The 15062-nt window shown below is 38.2% G+C and carries 15 protein-coding genes; 2 read left to right on the forward strand and 13 right to left on the reverse strand.

What is annotated here, in order from left to right; all coding sequences use genetic code 11:
* Positions 1-42: 42 nt before the first annotated feature.
* The 11 genes from cntA to ACIQAA_RS15765 all read right to left on the reverse strand — a co-directional run bounded on the left by cntA (position 43) and on the right by ACIQAA_RS15765 (position 10104).
* Complete coding sequence (gene cntA / locus ACIQAA_RS15715) at positions 43-1665, reverse strand: staphylopine-dependent metal ABC transporter substrate-binding lipoprotein (protein ID WP_402621268.1); 1623 nt, start codon at positions 1663-1665, stop codon at positions 43-45.
* Positions 1666-1817: 152 nt separating this feature from the next.
* On the reverse strand, positions 1818-2294 hold the full coding sequence (locus ACIQAA_RS15720) for a hypothetical protein (protein ID WP_402621271.1): 477 nt from the start codon (positions 2292-2294) through the stop codon (positions 1818-1820).
* Between the two features lie 167 nt (positions 2295-2461).
* Positions 2462-2752 (reverse strand): hypothetical protein, encoded by a 291-nt coding sequence (locus ACIQAA_RS15725; RefSeq protein WP_402621274.1) that lies wholly within the window; start codon positions 2750-2752, stop codon positions 2462-2464.
* 138 nt (positions 2753-2890) lie between these two features.
* Entirely contained in the window at positions 2891-3616 is a 726-nt protein-coding gene (locus tag ACIQAA_RS15730) for an NAD(P)/FAD-dependent oxidoreductase (protein ID WP_402621277.1), read from the reverse strand.
* A 60-nt stretch (positions 3617-3676) separates the two neighbouring features.
* A complete protein-coding gene (locus ACIQAA_RS15735; protein WP_402621279.1) occupies positions 3677-4438 on the reverse strand; it encodes an ABC transporter ATP-binding protein in 762 nt (253 codons plus the stop codon).
* A complete protein-coding gene (locus ACIQAA_RS15740) occupies positions 4419-5234 on the reverse strand; it encodes an ABC transporter ATP-binding protein (protein WP_402621282.1) in 816 nt (271 codons plus the stop codon). The genes ACIQAA_RS15735 and ACIQAA_RS15740 overlap by 20 nt, the downstream gene beginning before the upstream one ends.
* On the reverse strand, positions 5231-6079 hold the full coding sequence (gene nikC, locus ACIQAA_RS15745) for a nickel transporter permease (RefSeq protein ID WP_402621285.1): 849 nt from the start codon (positions 6077-6079) through the stop codon (positions 5231-5233). Before nikC ends, ACIQAA_RS15740 begins: the two co-directional genes overlap by 4 nt.
* Positions 6079-7023 (reverse strand): nickel ABC transporter permease, encoded by a 945-nt coding sequence (nikB, locus tag ACIQAA_RS15750; protein ID WP_402621287.1) that lies wholly within the window; start codon positions 7021-7023, stop codon positions 6079-6081. Before nikB ends, nikC begins: the two co-directional genes overlap by 1 nt.
* Positions 7024-8622 carry a nickel ABC transporter substrate-binding protein gene (nikA, locus tag ACIQAA_RS15755; protein WP_402621290.1) on the reverse strand — a complete coding sequence of 533 codons (1599 nt, stop codon included), beginning with the start codon at positions 8620-8622 and terminating at the stop codon, positions 7024-7026.
* Between the two features lie 116 nt (positions 8623-8738).
* On the reverse strand, positions 8739-8888 hold the full coding sequence (gene rpmG / locus ACIQAA_RS15760) for a 50S ribosomal protein L33 (protein WP_402621293.1): 150 nt from the start codon (positions 8886-8888) through the stop codon (positions 8739-8741).
* Positions 8889-8916: 28 nt separating this feature from the next.
* Entirely contained in the window at positions 8917-10104 is a 1188-nt protein-coding gene (locus ACIQAA_RS15765) for a GTP-binding protein (protein WP_402621296.1), read from the reverse strand.
* A gap of 425 nt (positions 10105-10529) precedes the next feature.
* Between ACIQAA_RS15765 and ACIQAA_RS15770 the strand changes: the two genes are divergently transcribed.
* Complete coding sequence (locus ACIQAA_RS15770; RefSeq protein ID WP_402621299.1) at positions 10530-11564, forward strand: metal ABC transporter solute-binding protein, Zn/Mn family; 1035 nt, start codon at positions 10530-10532, stop codon at positions 11562-11564.
* A gap of 527 nt (positions 11565-12091) precedes the next feature.
* Here the strand turns inward: ACIQAA_RS15770 and ACIQAA_RS15775 are convergent.
* Positions 12092-12613, reverse strand: a complete 522-nt coding sequence (locus tag ACIQAA_RS15775) for an ECF transporter S component (RefSeq protein WP_402621302.1) — start codon at positions 12611-12613, stop codon at positions 12092-12094.
* Between the two features lie 308 nt (positions 12614-12921).
* Here ACIQAA_RS15775 and ACIQAA_RS15780 point away from each other — a divergent pair, with 308 nt between their 5' ends.
* Entirely contained in the window at positions 12922-14154 is a 1233-nt protein-coding gene (locus tag ACIQAA_RS15780; protein WP_402621305.1) for an endo-1,4-beta-xylanase, read from the forward strand.
* A 115-nt stretch (positions 14155-14269) separates the two neighbouring features.
* On the opposite strand, the gene ACIQAA_RS15785 is transcribed toward ACIQAA_RS15780, so the two are convergent.
* Positions 14270-15052, reverse strand: a complete 783-nt coding sequence (locus ACIQAA_RS15785) for an ABC transporter ATP-binding protein (protein WP_402621308.1) — start codon at positions 15050-15052, stop codon at positions 14270-14272.
* Positions 15053-15062 lie beyond the last annotated feature (10 nt).

Here is a 15062-nt window from a genome sequence, read left to right on the forward strand (position 1 = left end):
ATTTCTCATAAAATAAAAAGGGGAAAATTCCCCTTTTTATTTCTATTTAAAGTTCATCAATACAAATGGCAGCTCAAATTGAGTTTGCTTAAAAGATATTCCGTTTAAATTTTTTGGAGCTACTACAGTTACACTTCCATTTGAAATAGGAATAAAAACTGCTTCATTATGAACAATGGTCAATATATCAGCGTACAACGATTTTCGAATGTCTTCATCCGTTGACACCATAACTTGTTCAATTTTCTTGTAAAGACCATCTGCATTTTCAATGCCTTTTGTCGTATGTAAATAAGAAGCATCAGAGGTAAAAGCCGCGATAGTACTTTGTGGGTCATACGCTAGACCCCAAGTTTGATTAAATAATAAATCATAATCCCCTGTTGACCTTCTATTAGCGATTGAAGTTGACTCTTCACCGATAATCTCGAGCTGAATACCAATCTCTTTTACTGATGCTTGGATAAATTCTGCCTGGGTTTTCTGAGAAGAAGAATTACTATCATAGTAGAGTTTCATAGATAATTTTTTATTATCTTTCGTTCTAACTTCAGCACCATTCTTTATTTTCCATCCATCATCCTCTAAAATCTTTTTCGCTTTTTCTACATCATAGCCTCGTTTCTTTAGATCAACATCGGCATAATTGACGTTGGGAGAAAATAGTGTGTGGGCTTCAGTTTCAGTACCATTCAAAAGATCCTTTGTAATTGTTTTTCTATCAATTGAGTACCAAATTGCTTCACGTACCGCTGTTTCACTTACTGGATTATCAGCATTACTGCTGTTTGCTACGATCATTTTCGTATTCATTGGTTCACTTCTAACAAGCTGATAATCTCCTGACTCAACTAATTGATTCATAGCTTCGACATCAAGACTGTCTGCACCGCGATCATCCGTAAAGACAAAGTTCACTTCTCCTTTTTGTAAGGCTAAGAATGTCGTTTCCCCTGCCGGTAGAACTTTAGATGTAATTTTCTTTATTTTAGGTGCCCCACCCCAGTAATCTTCATTTGCTTCAAACGTTGCATACTCATCGGTTTTATGTTCAGTGATAATATAAGGACCTGTTCCATTAAAACCATTTACTCCTTCTTTCGTTTCCCCGTCTTTAAAATCATTGGGTGATAAAAATACATAAGGTCTGGTCATAGACAATTCAACCAAAGTTGGATAATATGCTTCTGATAATACTAATTCAACTGTATAATCATCGATTACATTTACACTTTCTATTTTCGTAGATAACTTAATCCAAGCATGTTTTTCTGCATTATTCTGTACAGCTTCAATATTTGTCTTCACTGCATCTGCATTAAAAGGTTCTCCATCATGAAATTTTACATCTTTCCTTAAATGAAACGTGTATACTTTTCCATCCTCTGAAACTTCCCAGGATTCAGCTAGCAAAGGTTTGATCCCATCTTCCGTATTTTCAACTAATGACTCATAGACCATTCCTTGAGCCGGCATTGAACCTGTATACAAATGCGGGTTCATATCGTTTATATCTTTGGAGGCTGCATAAACTAATTCTTTTACGTTATCAGCTGAATCAGCATCTTCCTTTTTCTTACTAGTAGATTTTTCGGCAGAGCATGCAACGAGAATTGAAAAAACCAAAATTATTATAGCTATGTTTTTTAATTGTTTGACTAACAATCTATTTCTCTCCCTTTATATACAATTTTGGATTAAACTGATTAAACCATTTTCTGATCTATATACGCTTTCAAGCTCTTTTTTCGTAATCATTACGATTTAAATTTTATAATCTAGCCACTATCTTCTAGTCTGCCGACTAACATCTAAAACTAGTGTTGGTGCAGTTTGTGACCATCAATTTTTGGGTGATTGTGATGAATTTTGTTTTGATACAAATCACTTGTAACTAAATACGAAATAAAAAGTACAATAAGTATAATAGGCTTAATTACCCCATATTTAGTATTAACTTTATGATCACTAGATTTTATAATTAAATATACTAACGCAATGGAACAAAAGATTAACATAACAAAGAATTTAAGTAGAAGTATCGTTTCTTGTGATGGAACCATCTCAGCAAGCATGGCACCCATCATTCCACTCATTAACCCTGTGAAAAACCCTTCAACTGCTGGTAAAATACCATAAACTGCTCCAATTAGTAGTCCTGCCAAACCACCTACCGAGACTGAAAAAATAGTGGAAAGTAATAAATTCCCTTGTAGGTAGGCACCCAATACTAATCCAAAAGATACACCAATCGACATTCCCAAAACCATAGCAACGATCATAGCAGACATCATTGATAAATCTCTTTTGTTCTTTAAAGATACAAAAACTGAGATGAAAACCAGTGAAGATAAAGTCGTGAATTCAAATAAATAATTCAGAATTACCGCACTCCCTCCTTTAAGATATACCAGAATGATAAACACTATGTTAAAAAATCGGAATTATTACGATTTAAACTTTATAGGCTAGCTACAATTCTCTCAGCTGCCTGCCTTGCACCAGAAATATTTCTAGCGATTGGACCTATTTCCAACTCTGCTAATGGACCCATCACATATAAATGAGGACACCACAGGATATCCTTATCTACAATTGGATAACCGCAATGTGCACACGATAAATTTTCTGCTTCAACTAGCCTCTCTATCCATTTTCCAGGTCTTGTTGGTAAAAAACCTGTGGCGAATAATACATTACGAACTTGTAGTGAAACGGAGTTTACATTAAGAGTAAGATACTCAGGTTCCATTGTATAAGAGTTCACTTCACCATCAACAGTATGTAGCTTATGCTCAGATTCTAGTCTCTTTACTTTACTTAAGACGTCCCTGGGGACAGAGCCTTTTAATCTAGCGCCTTTAATTTGTTCTCGACGAAGATCATAGTCCTATACCTTTCGATAGGGTCTCTGTCGTTTTAATCCCAACCATCCTGGATCACTATCAAAGTCGTGAATCCGAAATGGATGGCGTTTTATTAAGGTTACTTCACCTGGATATTCTCTCGACATTTTAATCGCAAGATGAACTGCTGTAATCCCTATGATAGCAATAGGAGATTTCATCTCCGTTAATTCAGGAAGCTTATCGTCAAATATATGGTGAACTCGTTTAGGATGTTGGAAAGCAAGTTCTTCTGCCCAAGTAGGTATCAATAGCTGATCATTCACACTAATAGCAATGACTACATTTTTTGACCTAATTATTTCTCCTGTTTCCGAAGTTACTTCCCAAGAATTATTTATTTTTAGGACACTTTTAACTAAACCTCTATGCCAACTTTTCTTTAAGTTTGTTTCGGATATAACTTTATCACTATGGTCGTTAAATAATTGAAGTGATGGACGTTTATACATTCCATAAAATTGACTATGTTCTTCTGAACTTTTTCCGAACATTTGCAAACTAAAAGGATGGACATCAATATGATGAACTGACGGAGAACGAAGATATTGCATTGAAATTCTTTCCGTATTTCGTTTCCATCTGGCCATAGGCTCCGAATGAGGATCAATGATACAGAGTTTCTCAATTCGAACTTTCCCATATTTAATTAAATAAGTTGAGATTGTACAGCCATGAATCCCTCCCCCGATAACTAACCAATCAAACATTTACTGTCTCCCTTACTTAAATCGTAGTGATTGCGTATTATACGTTGATTAAACTTCTATCTAAAAAATTGAAATGAGCTCTTTTGTATAAGGATGGCGATCCTCAGCAAATAACTGATCACCGTGAAATTGATCGATAAGCTTACCCTCTTTCATTACCATGATCCGCTGGCTCATTTGACTCACAGCAGCAAGGTCATGTGAAATAAACAAGTAAGAGAGATTTAAAGTTTCCCGCAGCTTTGTCAATAAAGTAAGTACGGCCCCTTGTGAGATGACATCAAGGCTTGCGGTCGGCTCATCTAGAACAATGAGCTCTGGTTCAATGCTAATAGCACGGGCAATTGTTACACGTTGCCGCTGCCCCCCACTCAATTCATGAGGATATTGATTAGCTAACTCCGGCGGCAATTCAACAGCTTCAAGAAGCTGCTTTACAAAGGCTTCCTTAGAGGTATAGGAAAAATGGCTAAGCTTAAGCTCCTTACTATACTGGTTATAAGGGTCAACCAGTGAATCCTTTATTTTAAGCTTTGGATTTAAAGCAGCTGATGGGTTTTGAAAGACGATTTGAATTTTTTTTCGATAGGGTTGTAACTGACGTTCTTTAAGCTGTTCGATTGCTTCATTCTTAAAGTAGATTGAGCCGCTGTCAATCGGTTCAATACGTAACAAGCAACGAGCCAATGTGCTTTTACCACAGCCACTCTCACCAACGAGACCCAGGCATTCACCCTTATTCAGCTCAAACGATAGGTTGTTTATAGCTGTTTTTCCTTCTTGATATGATTTCGTCAGTTGTTTAACGGTAAGCAGGTTCATACTTTTCAACCTCCTTCAATCCCGATGGAAGACCTCGTCCCAGTGTTGGTGCGGCTTGGATTAACTGCTTTGTATATTCATGTTGCGGATGGTCAAGTATGCGATGCTTGCCGCCTGATTCAACGATTTTCCCTTCCTTCATGACAGCAATGCGAGTCGCATAGCGTTTGACATGGCGCCAATCATGAGTAATGAATAAAATCGCACAGCCAGTTTCCTTTTGTCTCCTTGCAAGTAATTCTAAGACTTTATGTCCAGAAACACTATCAAGTGCTGTAGTTACCTCATCCGCAATTAATATATCCGGTGACATCAATAATGCCATCGCAATCGAAACTCGCTGAAGTTGCCCCCCACTTAGCTGAAATGGGTACCTATTATACAGAGCTTCATCTAACCCTACTGAGTCAAGTGCATCCATTGATTTTACCTTCCGAGTTTTGGAATCAAGGATACCGTGGCTTTTCTGGTATTCTTCAAAGTGCTGGCCTATTGTTCTAAAGGGTGTAAATGAGCCCTGATAATCTTGAAAAATATAAGACAATTTTCGGCCACGAATTGTCCTCATTTGTTTTGGTGATAACGACAACAAATCCTCTTCATTAAGAAGAATTTTTCCCTTAACTTGTAAGTTTGTTGAAAGCAATCGTCCAATTGCCTGTGAAAGTAAAGTTTTACCACTCCCACTTTGTCCAACAAGTGCATACCACTCTCCTTCACCAATAGAGAGTGACACGTTATCAACTATTTTCTTTTCTCGACTGCTAATCGTTACTTGCTCAATCGATAAAATCATTGCCGCACCTCTTTCTTCACATCAAAATGGTCCCGTAAATAATCACCCAGCATATTGGTTAGTAGTACAACGACCACAATGGCTAAACCAGGATATATCATTAATTCCGGTCTTGACTGAAAATATGGACGTGAGTCGTTTAGCATCGCTCCCCATTCAGGAATGGGGGGCTGCGCTCCAAGGCCAATGTATGAAAAGGCCGAAATAAGCAAAATAATTTTGCCAAGATCAAGACTAGCTAGTACGAGAACATGCCCTATAATATGAGGAAATAGATGCTTACGCATGATTTTACTAGGAGAGAGTCCATTTGTGCGGGCAATCAGTACATAATCTTTTTGAGATTCTGATAAAACTGTGCTCCGAACTAGCCGAGCATAACTAACCCATTTGACCAATACGATAGCAAGCACAAGGTTGCCGATGCCCGGTCCAAGTAAACCACTTAAAACAATTGCCACAATCGTATCGGGGAATGCTAAAAAGCCATCCGCCATTCGCATAAATACCCGATCAACTAATCCGCGTTTATATCCAGAAATTAGACCAATGGGGATTCCAATGATAAGAGCCACAATCAATGCTAGCAAACTATATCCAATGGTTTGCTGACCGCCCAGTAAAAGCCTGGTTAGTACATCTCGACCAAGTTGATCTGTTCCAAGTGGATGCTGGAGGCTCAGCCCCTGAAGTCGTCCATCCAAATTTGTTAGAGTTGGATCATGACGTAAATAAAAAAAAGCATAGATGGCAGCTACCAAAACAAAGACCACACAAATCAAAACCATCATTCTTTGCCAACTGTACTTTTTTACCTTCAGCAAACGTATAGATAACCCTTTCATCAATTGGTCCTCCTTTCTTTTAGTTTCATTTCAGGATTTAAATAACGGTAAGATAAATCCACACAAGTATTTACAATAAAAACAATAATGGCCATGATTAAAATATATCCTTGTATAAGTGGATAATCACGTTGCCGAATTGCATCAACGACAAGCTTCCCTATTCCTGGATACGCAAATAAAACTTCAATCACTACGACCCCACCTATCAAGCTTCCTAAGCTCACTCCAAATACGGTAATAACAGGAGGAAGGCTGTGTCTAAATGCATGGACAAAAAAAATTCGCCGTTCTGATAACCCACGTGTTCTGGCTGCACGGATAAATTCCTGACTAAGTGAATCTAGTAAGCTGGAACGAAGCAAACGAACGTAAACGCTTGAAATGGCCAACCCTAGTGTCAGTGAAGGTAAGATTAAAGAGATGAATCCATCTCTCCCCATTGTTGGAAGCCAGTTAAGGCGCACACCAAATAGGTCAATAAAAATAAGGCCAAGCCAAAAACTTGGAACAGCTGCACCAAGGATTGAAAGGAATCTACTCACTTGATCAATCCAGCTATTTCGATAAAGAGCTGCAAGCGAACCTAATGGAACAGAGACGATCAGCATGACAATTAATGAACCAATCGTCAATTCAATAGTGGCAGGCAGTCCGATTATAATCATATCGATTACAGGTTGTCCTGTCGTATAGGACTCTCCAAAATCAAGTTGTATAAATTTAAACAACCAAAGCCCGTATTGAACGAGCAATGGTTTATTGAACCCCATCTCTTCTCTCAATGCCTCTACTTGCTCCTGACTTACTGATAGCTCATCAACATTCAAAATGGTCAAAACAGGATCGCCAGGTGCAAGCCGAACAAACAAGAAGCTAACAAATGTTATAAATAGCATAAAAAATAAAACTTCAAAAAATTTCCGAGTAAGAATTTGAACCATTTACTTCACATCCAAGGCATTTGTAATCATGTAATATTCACTTCGCGTTGTAAGCCAGTTTTTAACTTTATTTTCGTTATACGCAACAATGGTGGATGGATGCAACACAAATGAATTGATTACATTCTCATGGACAAAATCCGCTGCCTGCTCTGCAAGGACAGCCCTTTCTTCTTGAATGACAGTTTGATTAAGCTTGTCAATGATTGCAGTTAGTTCAGGCTCATGAGCACCACTAAAGTTAAGAGCACCAGTCGGGTGATAGGTAGCATTTAAATAATAGCCTGCATCTCCACGCGGGGCTGTTAAATTACTATACGTAGCCAAATCCCATTCACGATTTGAAGCCATGTATTCCTCAGGGCCATCTATTTGACGGATTTCGATATCAATTCCGATTCGTTTAGCGTCGGATTGGAAAACTTGGGCAATTAATGGCAAGTCTGCTCTTGCGCTATAGGTTAAAAGGGTAAATTTAAGAGGTACTCCATCCTTTTGCATTTTCCCATTCTCAAGTGAATACCCTGCTTCCTTCAAGTGCTTTTCAGCTATATCCAATCCTGTTTCAGCCTTTTCATAAGATGGGGCAAACGGTAGTGATGGTAAAAACGGACCAATGGCAGGTTCAGCATACCCCAAAAGAATCGTGTCAACAATCTTCTGACGGTCGATCATTGCGTTAACTGCACGACGTACATTGACATCCTGCAAATTTTCCCGCTCCATGTTCATCGTCATTTGATGTACACGGAAGGTCGCTGTTGACTCAACTTTAATCCCATCTTGTGCTCGTAATGCTTCCAGGCTTTCTACCTCTGGACGATAAACAATATCAACTTGCCCAGACTTCAGTGCAAGCGAGCGAGCATTGGCATCCTCATTAAAAGCAAATGTCACTGAATCAAGATTTGAAGCACCATCCCAATAATCAGCATAGCGTTCAAGCTCAAGCTTGCTTCCCGGTGTGAATGACTTCAATGCAAAAGGTCCTGTACCGACCGGCATATTGACAATATCCTTTTCAGTTACGTCAATAATTGAAACATTTGGGTTAACTAATTCAGAAACAAATTCTGGAAAAGGTTGTGTCGTCGAAATGTGCAATGTATAGCCATCTGCTTCAATCTTATCGATTTTGAGTGCATTTTGAACAGCCACACTCTCTTTCAGTGCACGTTCAAGAGAGGCTTTCACCGCTTCAGCATCCATTTTATTTCCATTTTGGAACGTAACATCTTCACGAAGTTTAATCGTCCAATGTTGCCCATCCATACCTTCCCAGCTTTCAGCCAGCCATGGTGCAACGGTTAAGTTTTCTTCATCTAGTCGGACTAAGGTTTCAGTTATTCCGGCCCTTAATGGGACATAACTTGAATCAACATGGGGATCTAGAGAATTAGTGGAGAAATTATAGAGAAAACTGATGTGCTTATCTTCTGCTTCTTCCTTATCAGTGCTTTGCGAGGATAGCGCACATGCACTTAACAAGTTAACACACATCAATAAGATACTTATCTTGAGAAAGTGATTTTTTATGTATTTATTGAAACTTTTAATACTGACGTAACAGCGCCCGTTATTATTATTTATTGTTTTCATAATGAAAGCCCCTTTTTTTTGAAAATACAGTAAATTTTAATTCTATCTAGTTCAAAGGTTTATTTAAGTGAGAGCCCCTCAAATATAAGGAGCTCTTACGTAATAATTCGGGTTAATTATTTTGTTTCTCGGTGTAATGTACGTCTTTTTAACTTTGGCGAGTATTTCATTAATTCAATACGGTCTGGATTGTTTCGTTTGTTCTTAGTAGTAATGTAATTGCGGTCTCCTGTTTCTGTACATGCTAACGTGATTTTTACTCTCATTATTGATTTCCTCCTAGTATTGTTTTCTTTATGCTGTGACTGTAAACGCTGGAAGTGGATCGTTAAATGCTTTCCAGTCCATTTTCATTTCATCATCTGTTAATAAACATTTATCTAATGAGACCTCAATTTCCTCGCGATCCATATCAACACCAATTAGAACAAGCTCAGTCATTCGGTCGCCGAATTCTTCATCCCAATTTTTCAATAGGTCAGGTTCTTCCTTTAGAATTTGATTTCTTTCCTGTTCAGGATAAGCGGCGAGCCATTCACCAGCTCCCTGAAGCATGATGGAAGGTCCAGCTTGTGATAACAGACCTGTCATATCATTTCTGGTTGAGAGCCAAAAGAATCCTTTGGCCCGAACGACATCTACTGGCCAATTCTCTAACCATTGCATCCATCTTTCGGGATGAAATGGTTTTTTCCTACGATAGACGAAGGATGATATCCCATATTCCTCTGTTTCTGGAGTATGTTCTTCCGTTAATTCCTTGATCCATCCTGCCCCTTGACTTGCCTCTTCAAAATCAAATAAATGGGTATCTAAGATTTCATTTAATGCGACTCGTGAATGAGTACTTTCAATTATTTTGGCATCTGGATTTAGTTTTTGGAGGACTGCTTTTAGTTCCCCTACACTCTCTTGATCCACTAAATCGATTTTATTTAAGACCAGCACATTTGCAAATTCAATTTGATCTATTAATAGATCCACCACTTCACGAGTGTCCGACTCATCTGTACCCTGCTTCCGGTCAAGCAGACTTTCTCCAGATGAAAAATCATGCCAAAATCGATTTGCATCAACCACTGTCACCATGGTATCAAGCCGGCAATAATCAGATAAGTTGATTCCCAAACTTTCATCAACATATGTAAAGGTCTGAGCAACAGGAACAGGCTCCGAAATTCCAGATGATTCAATTAAGATATAGTCAATATCCCCTGCCTGAACCAGCCTTTCCACTTCAATCATCAAGTCTTCTCTTAAGGTGCAGCATATACACCCGTTTTGAAGCTCCACTAATTTTTCATCTATCCTAGAGAAACCACCTTGTTTAATCAGGGCTGCATCAATATTGACTTCACTCATATCATTTACAATAACGGCAATCCTTTTATTCTCACGATTGGTTAAAACATGATTTAATAACGTTGTTTTCCCTGAACCTAAATAACCACTAAGCACAATAACGGGTATTTTTTTAGCCAATTTCTTCACCTCATTTTTAAATCAAAATTATTACGATTTATAGAATAGAAAAAATCACTATTTCTAATCCTCTCTACCTTTCCATTTAACCGCTAGCACAATTGTACATAAACAGCTAAATCTAAATCGTAATAGTTACGGTTAACATCATAATCAATCTTTTACTTAAATGCAAGCAAAAAGAATAGTCCCAACGGTCTTTTTCCATAGAAGTATTTTTTCTATCGGGTAAGATTCCCAAAATTAAAGATTCATATTCTTATTTACAAATTCATAGAGATGTTCTAGAATGTAAAACGTAACGATTTCGATTGAAGAAATAAAAGAATTGTATTTTCATTTACATGCCCATAGATATATATGGGATTTAAAACGAAATAATTACGATTTATTAATAATTAACAGAACAGAATGGGGTAATAAAAATGAAAATGAAGCATTTAGTTTCCACGTCGATTCTGATGTTCAGTCTTATGCTATCTGGATGTGGAAAATCAGAAACTGTGAGTGAGAATACAGACAAAAAAGAGAAAGAAACATTAACAGTTTATACAACGATTTATCCATTGGAGGATTTCACAAAAAAAATCGGCGGTGAGTTTGTCGAAGTTCAAAGTATCTACCCGCCAAGTGTGGATGCTCATTCCTATGAACCTACGACAAAAGACATGATTAATCTGGCAGATTCTGATTTATTTATCTATACAGGAGTTGGCATTGAAGGGTTTGCAGATAAAGCTGCTGAAACATTACAAAAAGAAGAGGTACAAATTTTAAAAGCTGGAGAAGGTATTGAACTCATTCCTAGTTCTGATGAGCATCACCATGAAGGTGAAGAAGGGCATTCTGAAAGTGAACACCACGAAGATGAAGAGGGACATTCTGAAGGTGAGGCAGAATCTCATGAACATGAAGAAGATGAACACCATCACGGTGATTTGGACCCCCACGTATGGTTAGATCCAGTTCTTGCGGTTGATGTTGCCAATAATATAAAAACCTCATTAAGCAAAATCATGCCCGAACACAAAGCTGAGTTTGAAACCAATTTTAATAAGCTAAAAAGTGAGTTAGAACAGCTTGATCAAGAATTTAAGACGACCATTGATGCTTCTAAAACGAAGTATTTATTAGTTGCACATGCTGCCTACGGTTATTGGGAAAAGCGTTACGGCATTAAACAGATTGCGATTGCAGGCTTATCTCCAACGCAAGAACCCTCCCAGAAAGAATTACAGGCTATTATTGAAGAATCATCGGAACATAACATTCATTATGTGGTTTTCGAGCAAAATTTAACACCAAAGGTAGCAAAAATTATTCAAGACGAAATAGGTGCAAAATCTCTAACGCTCCATAATCTAGAAGCAGTAACAAAGGAAAACCTTAAACAAAAGGATGATTACTTCAGCATTATGCGTAAGAATTTAGAAACACTCAAGATTGCTTTAAATGAATAACAAAGTAGAAATCTTTCAATCCCTACCGATTTGTGCGGTAGGGATTTTTCATAATGAAATGAAAATAATGGTTGAAGTATTGTAGCCATATCGACCATTATCTACTAAATGCTAAATGTAAAATTGATTAATGGTAATTTCTAATTCTTGTAGATTTTCCCTACTCATAAAGATAAGCTCTTTCGCTTCATCTTGAGGAATCCGAAGTTTCCGTCCCAAAGCTCTTTAACCACAGTCACTATATCTGCACGCACGTGTTGTACCAACTCTTTCGTATTTATTCTTAAGGGACAACTACGTATAACAGAGGAATCATTCGTTAGATGAGAAATATCTTGTGTGAAATTTGTGTAAAATAATTCAAATCCTACCTTTTTCAGCCTTATTCCTTCATAGCAAAAAAACACCCACAAACATTGATTTATCAATATTTATGAGTGTTTTTTTGTTTAATAATTAACTCGTTTAAATCTAAAGATACCGGTGGTCGGGATCGAACCAAATCTTTAGCAATGCCCCAGTACGAATCAAATTCTTTTCTTTAATCGACCTACAAGAGGTATTACGATTATACCTGCTATTGCGACCTGCATGATGTTTCCAGGGATGGAGCCGAATGGCTGTATCCAGTTACCATATAGGAGCACTTCTGTAAAATAATAGCCAACCACTTTAATGATGAGTGCAGTAGCAACGGCCAGAGTGTTAACAAAGATTCTTTTCCCCGGTACGTTTTCGGAAATTAGTCCGACTACGAAGCCCATCGCACCTACTATGATAAATGTAAATGGTGCCCAAAGTGCCCACCCAGAGAGAAGATCGAATAAGCCCATTCCGAACGCACCTGCTACTGCCCCTGTTTTTTTACCATAAACAATGGCTGCTATAAAAAGAGGTACGTTACCGAGATGGATGAGTCCTCCGTTACCCATGATTGGGAGCTTTATGTTGATGAACATCGTAGCTACAAGGGTTAAAGCGATGAAAAGAGAATTGATGACAATGGTTTTTGTTTTCGTTGATTCTGTCGGTGCAAATAGTGAATTCATAAAGACAACCTCTTCTGTTTTTTTAAAAATAATATCATACAATCCTATTCTTTTAAATACAAAGTTCCGAATAGTACATATAGTCCCTAACAGCTCCACCTCCCCTTATTTAGTTAGCTGCCAAGCGATTAGATAGCGATCCTCTCTATCACTACCATAATTATTAAACTACTTACTTTAAAAACTATAGATAGGAACGATGCTTAGTTTACCGGATGTACAAAGTTTGATAAAATTTTGATTGAAAAACGAAAGCGTTTTCTTTTAAAAGAACTGTGAGAAACAGTTATGAAAATGGAGGTAATATAATGGTACTGACAAATGAATTTGCACACCGAATGGCGGGTAAGACCATCAAACTTGTCGATGCAGCAGGATATTCAGTTGCAGGAAAGGAAGTATCACTTAATCTGACAAACCATAATTTCTTATTTGGATGCGGGATTTTCGATGCAATCGAAGTAGCAAACAAGAATGTACCAGCAGATAGACTTGCATTTTTGGAAGATAAACTGGATAAGTTCTTAGATGTATTTAACTCTGCAACACTGCCTTTCTATTGGGGAACCTTCGAGCCTGAAAAAGGAAAACCACGGACAAACGAATTAAAGGTTGCTGCACAGTGGTTAAAAGAAAGAAATGTAGCAGTAAAAGGACATCCTCTTTGCTGGCACACCGTAACGGCCCCGTGGCTTCTGGATATAAGAAATGAAGAAATTCTGAAAGCACAGTTTGCTAGAATTGAACGTGAAGTATCCGATTTCAAAGGATTAATCGATATGTGGGATGTGATCAACGAAGTTGTAATCATGCCAATCTTTGATAAGTATGACAATGGTATCACAAGGATCTCTAAAGATCTTGGCCGTGTTGGCATTATAAAAGAAATGTTTGCAAAAACTCGTGAATTTAATCCTGGTGCAACACTATTATTAAATGATTTTAATACTTCTATTAACTATGAAATCTTAATTGATGGCTGCCTGCAAGCTGGTATTTCCATTGATGCGATTGGCATTCAGTCACATCAGCATCAGGGATATTGGGGACGTGAGAAATTAGAAGAAGTACTAGACCGTTTCTCCCACTTTGGTCTTCCCCTGCACTTTACAGAAAACACACTGACATCCGGACATCTTATGCCGCCTGAGATTGAAGACCTGAATGATTATCAGATTCCTGAATGGCCATCAACACCTGAATTCGAAGAACGACAAGCAAAAGAAGTTGAGGAAATGTATTCGATTTTGTTTAAACATCCTCAGGTAGAAGCCATTACGACCTGGTCCTTCAGTGATGATGGTGCATGGCTTGGTGCACCTGCCGGATTTGTCAGAAAAGACAATAGCCCAAAACCTGCTTATGAAGTATTAAAGAAACTGATTAAAGGTGACTGGTCTACAAATATTAAATGTAAGACAGATGACAACGGAATCGTTTCATTTGAAGGATTCCTTGGTGATTATGATCTTGTTTGTGGAGATAAGAAAGTAAGCTTTAACTTAGATAAAGATGCTGAAACCGTACAGATCACCATCTAATCGATACACTTAAAAAAAAGCTTCCGGCCAAATTCTGGCCGGAAGCTTTTATATTCGGGGTAAGGTATCAATTGAATAGATTTTGACTTATCCCTTCTCCTTTACATGTAGATCATCACCATTCCATGGCCGGCAAGCTTGCAGAAGCTGCCTCTGTTGGAATTCCCCGTCGTTTATGACCCATAATTTTATTTAGGATTTGGCTTACTAGTTTCGTGAATAGAGGGTGGTCTCGGTGCCGTGGGTAAGGAAGACGGACAGGAACTTCGAGTACAATTCTGCCTTCTTCGATTAAAATGACTCGGTTCGCTAGTGCTACCGCTTCCTCGACATCGTGGGTAACCAGAATCGCTGTTAATTGTTTCTCACTCCACAATTCTTCGATCAATTCATGCATTTCCAGCCGGGTCAATGCATCCAAAGCACCGAGCGGTTCATCCAGTAATAACAGTTCCGGCTCATGAATCAGGGCTCTAGCAAGTGCTACCCTTTGTTTTTGACCCCCGGAAAGCTCAGATGGCCAAGAAGAGGCACGGTCCGCTAATCCTACTTGTTTCAGGACTTTATCAATCTGCTCTTTCTGTGCTTCCTGTTTTAGCCCTAGTGCTACATTATCATATACTTTTTTCCAAGGGAGAAGCCTTCCATCCTGAAACATGATTTTGGCCAAATCATTTCGCCCTTTTAATTCTTTACCGTTTACGGCTAATGTACCTGAATTGGGGGCTTCGAGACCCGCCATAATACGCAGTAAGGTGCTCTTGCCGCAGCCGCTTTTTCCAACCACTGCAATAAACTCTCCACGATTTACCTGTAAATCTATACTACCTAAAACCTCTTTCCCATCAAATTCTTTCCGGATATTGGAAAGGTCGATGATCGGTTGTTTCGTTGCCATCCTCTTTCCC

It is taken from the genome of Neobacillus sp. NPDC093182, assembly GCF_044754045.1.

What these genes read in the sequence shown, in the direction of transcription:
- ACIQAA_RS15720 (WP_402621271.1), bottom strand. Translation starts at nt 2,294, where the DNA reads ATGATGTCTGCTATGATCGTTGCTATGGTTTTGGGAATGTCGATTGGT.
- ACIQAA_RS15725 (WP_402621274.1), bottom strand. Translation starts at nt 2,752, where the DNA reads ATGGAACCTGAGTATCTTACTCTTAATGTAAACTCCGTTTCACTACAA.
- ACIQAA_RS15730 (WP_402621277.1), bottom strand. Translation starts at nt 3,616, where the DNA reads ATGTTTGATTGGTTAGTTATCGGGGGAGGGATTCATGGCTGTACAATC.
- ACIQAA_RS15735 (WP_402621279.1), bottom strand. Translation starts at nt 4,438, where the DNA reads ATGAACCTGCTTACCGTTAAACAACTGACGAAATCATATCAAGAAGGA.
- ACIQAA_RS15740 (WP_402621282.1), bottom strand. Translation starts at nt 5,234, where the DNA reads ATGATTTTATCGATTGAGCAAGTAACGATTAGCAGTCGAGAAAAGAAA.
- nikC (WP_402621285.1), bottom strand. Translation starts at nt 6,079, where the DNA reads ATGAAAGGGTTATCTATACGTTTGCTGAAGGTAAAAAAGTACAGTTGG.
- nikB (WP_402621287.1), bottom strand. Translation starts at nt 7,023, where the DNA reads ATGGTTCAAATTCTTACTCGGAAATTTTTTGAAGTTTTATTTTTTATG.
- nikA (WP_402621290.1), bottom strand. Translation starts at nt 8,622, where the DNA reads ATGAAAACAATAAATAATAATAACGGGCGCTGTTACGTCAGTATTAAA.
- rpmG (WP_402621293.1), bottom strand. Translation starts at nt 8,888, where the DNA reads ATGAGAGTAAAAATCACGTTAGCATGTACAGAAACAGGAGACCGCAAT.
- ACIQAA_RS15770 (WP_402621299.1), top strand. Translation starts at nt 10,530, where the DNA reads ATGAAAATGAAGCATTTAGTTTCCACGTCGATTCTGATGTTCAGTCTT.
- ACIQAA_RS15775 (WP_402621302.1), bottom strand. Translation starts at nt 12,613, where the DNA reads ATGAATTCACTATTTGCACCGACAGAATCAACGAAAACAAAAACCATT.
- ACIQAA_RS15780 (WP_402621305.1), top strand. Translation starts at nt 12,922, where the DNA reads ATGGTACTGACAAATGAATTTGCACACCGAATGGCGGGTAAGACCATC.
- ACIQAA_RS15785 (WP_402621308.1), bottom strand. Translation starts at nt 15,052, where the DNA reads ATGGCAACGAAACAACCGATCATCGACCTTTCCAATATCCGGAAAGAA.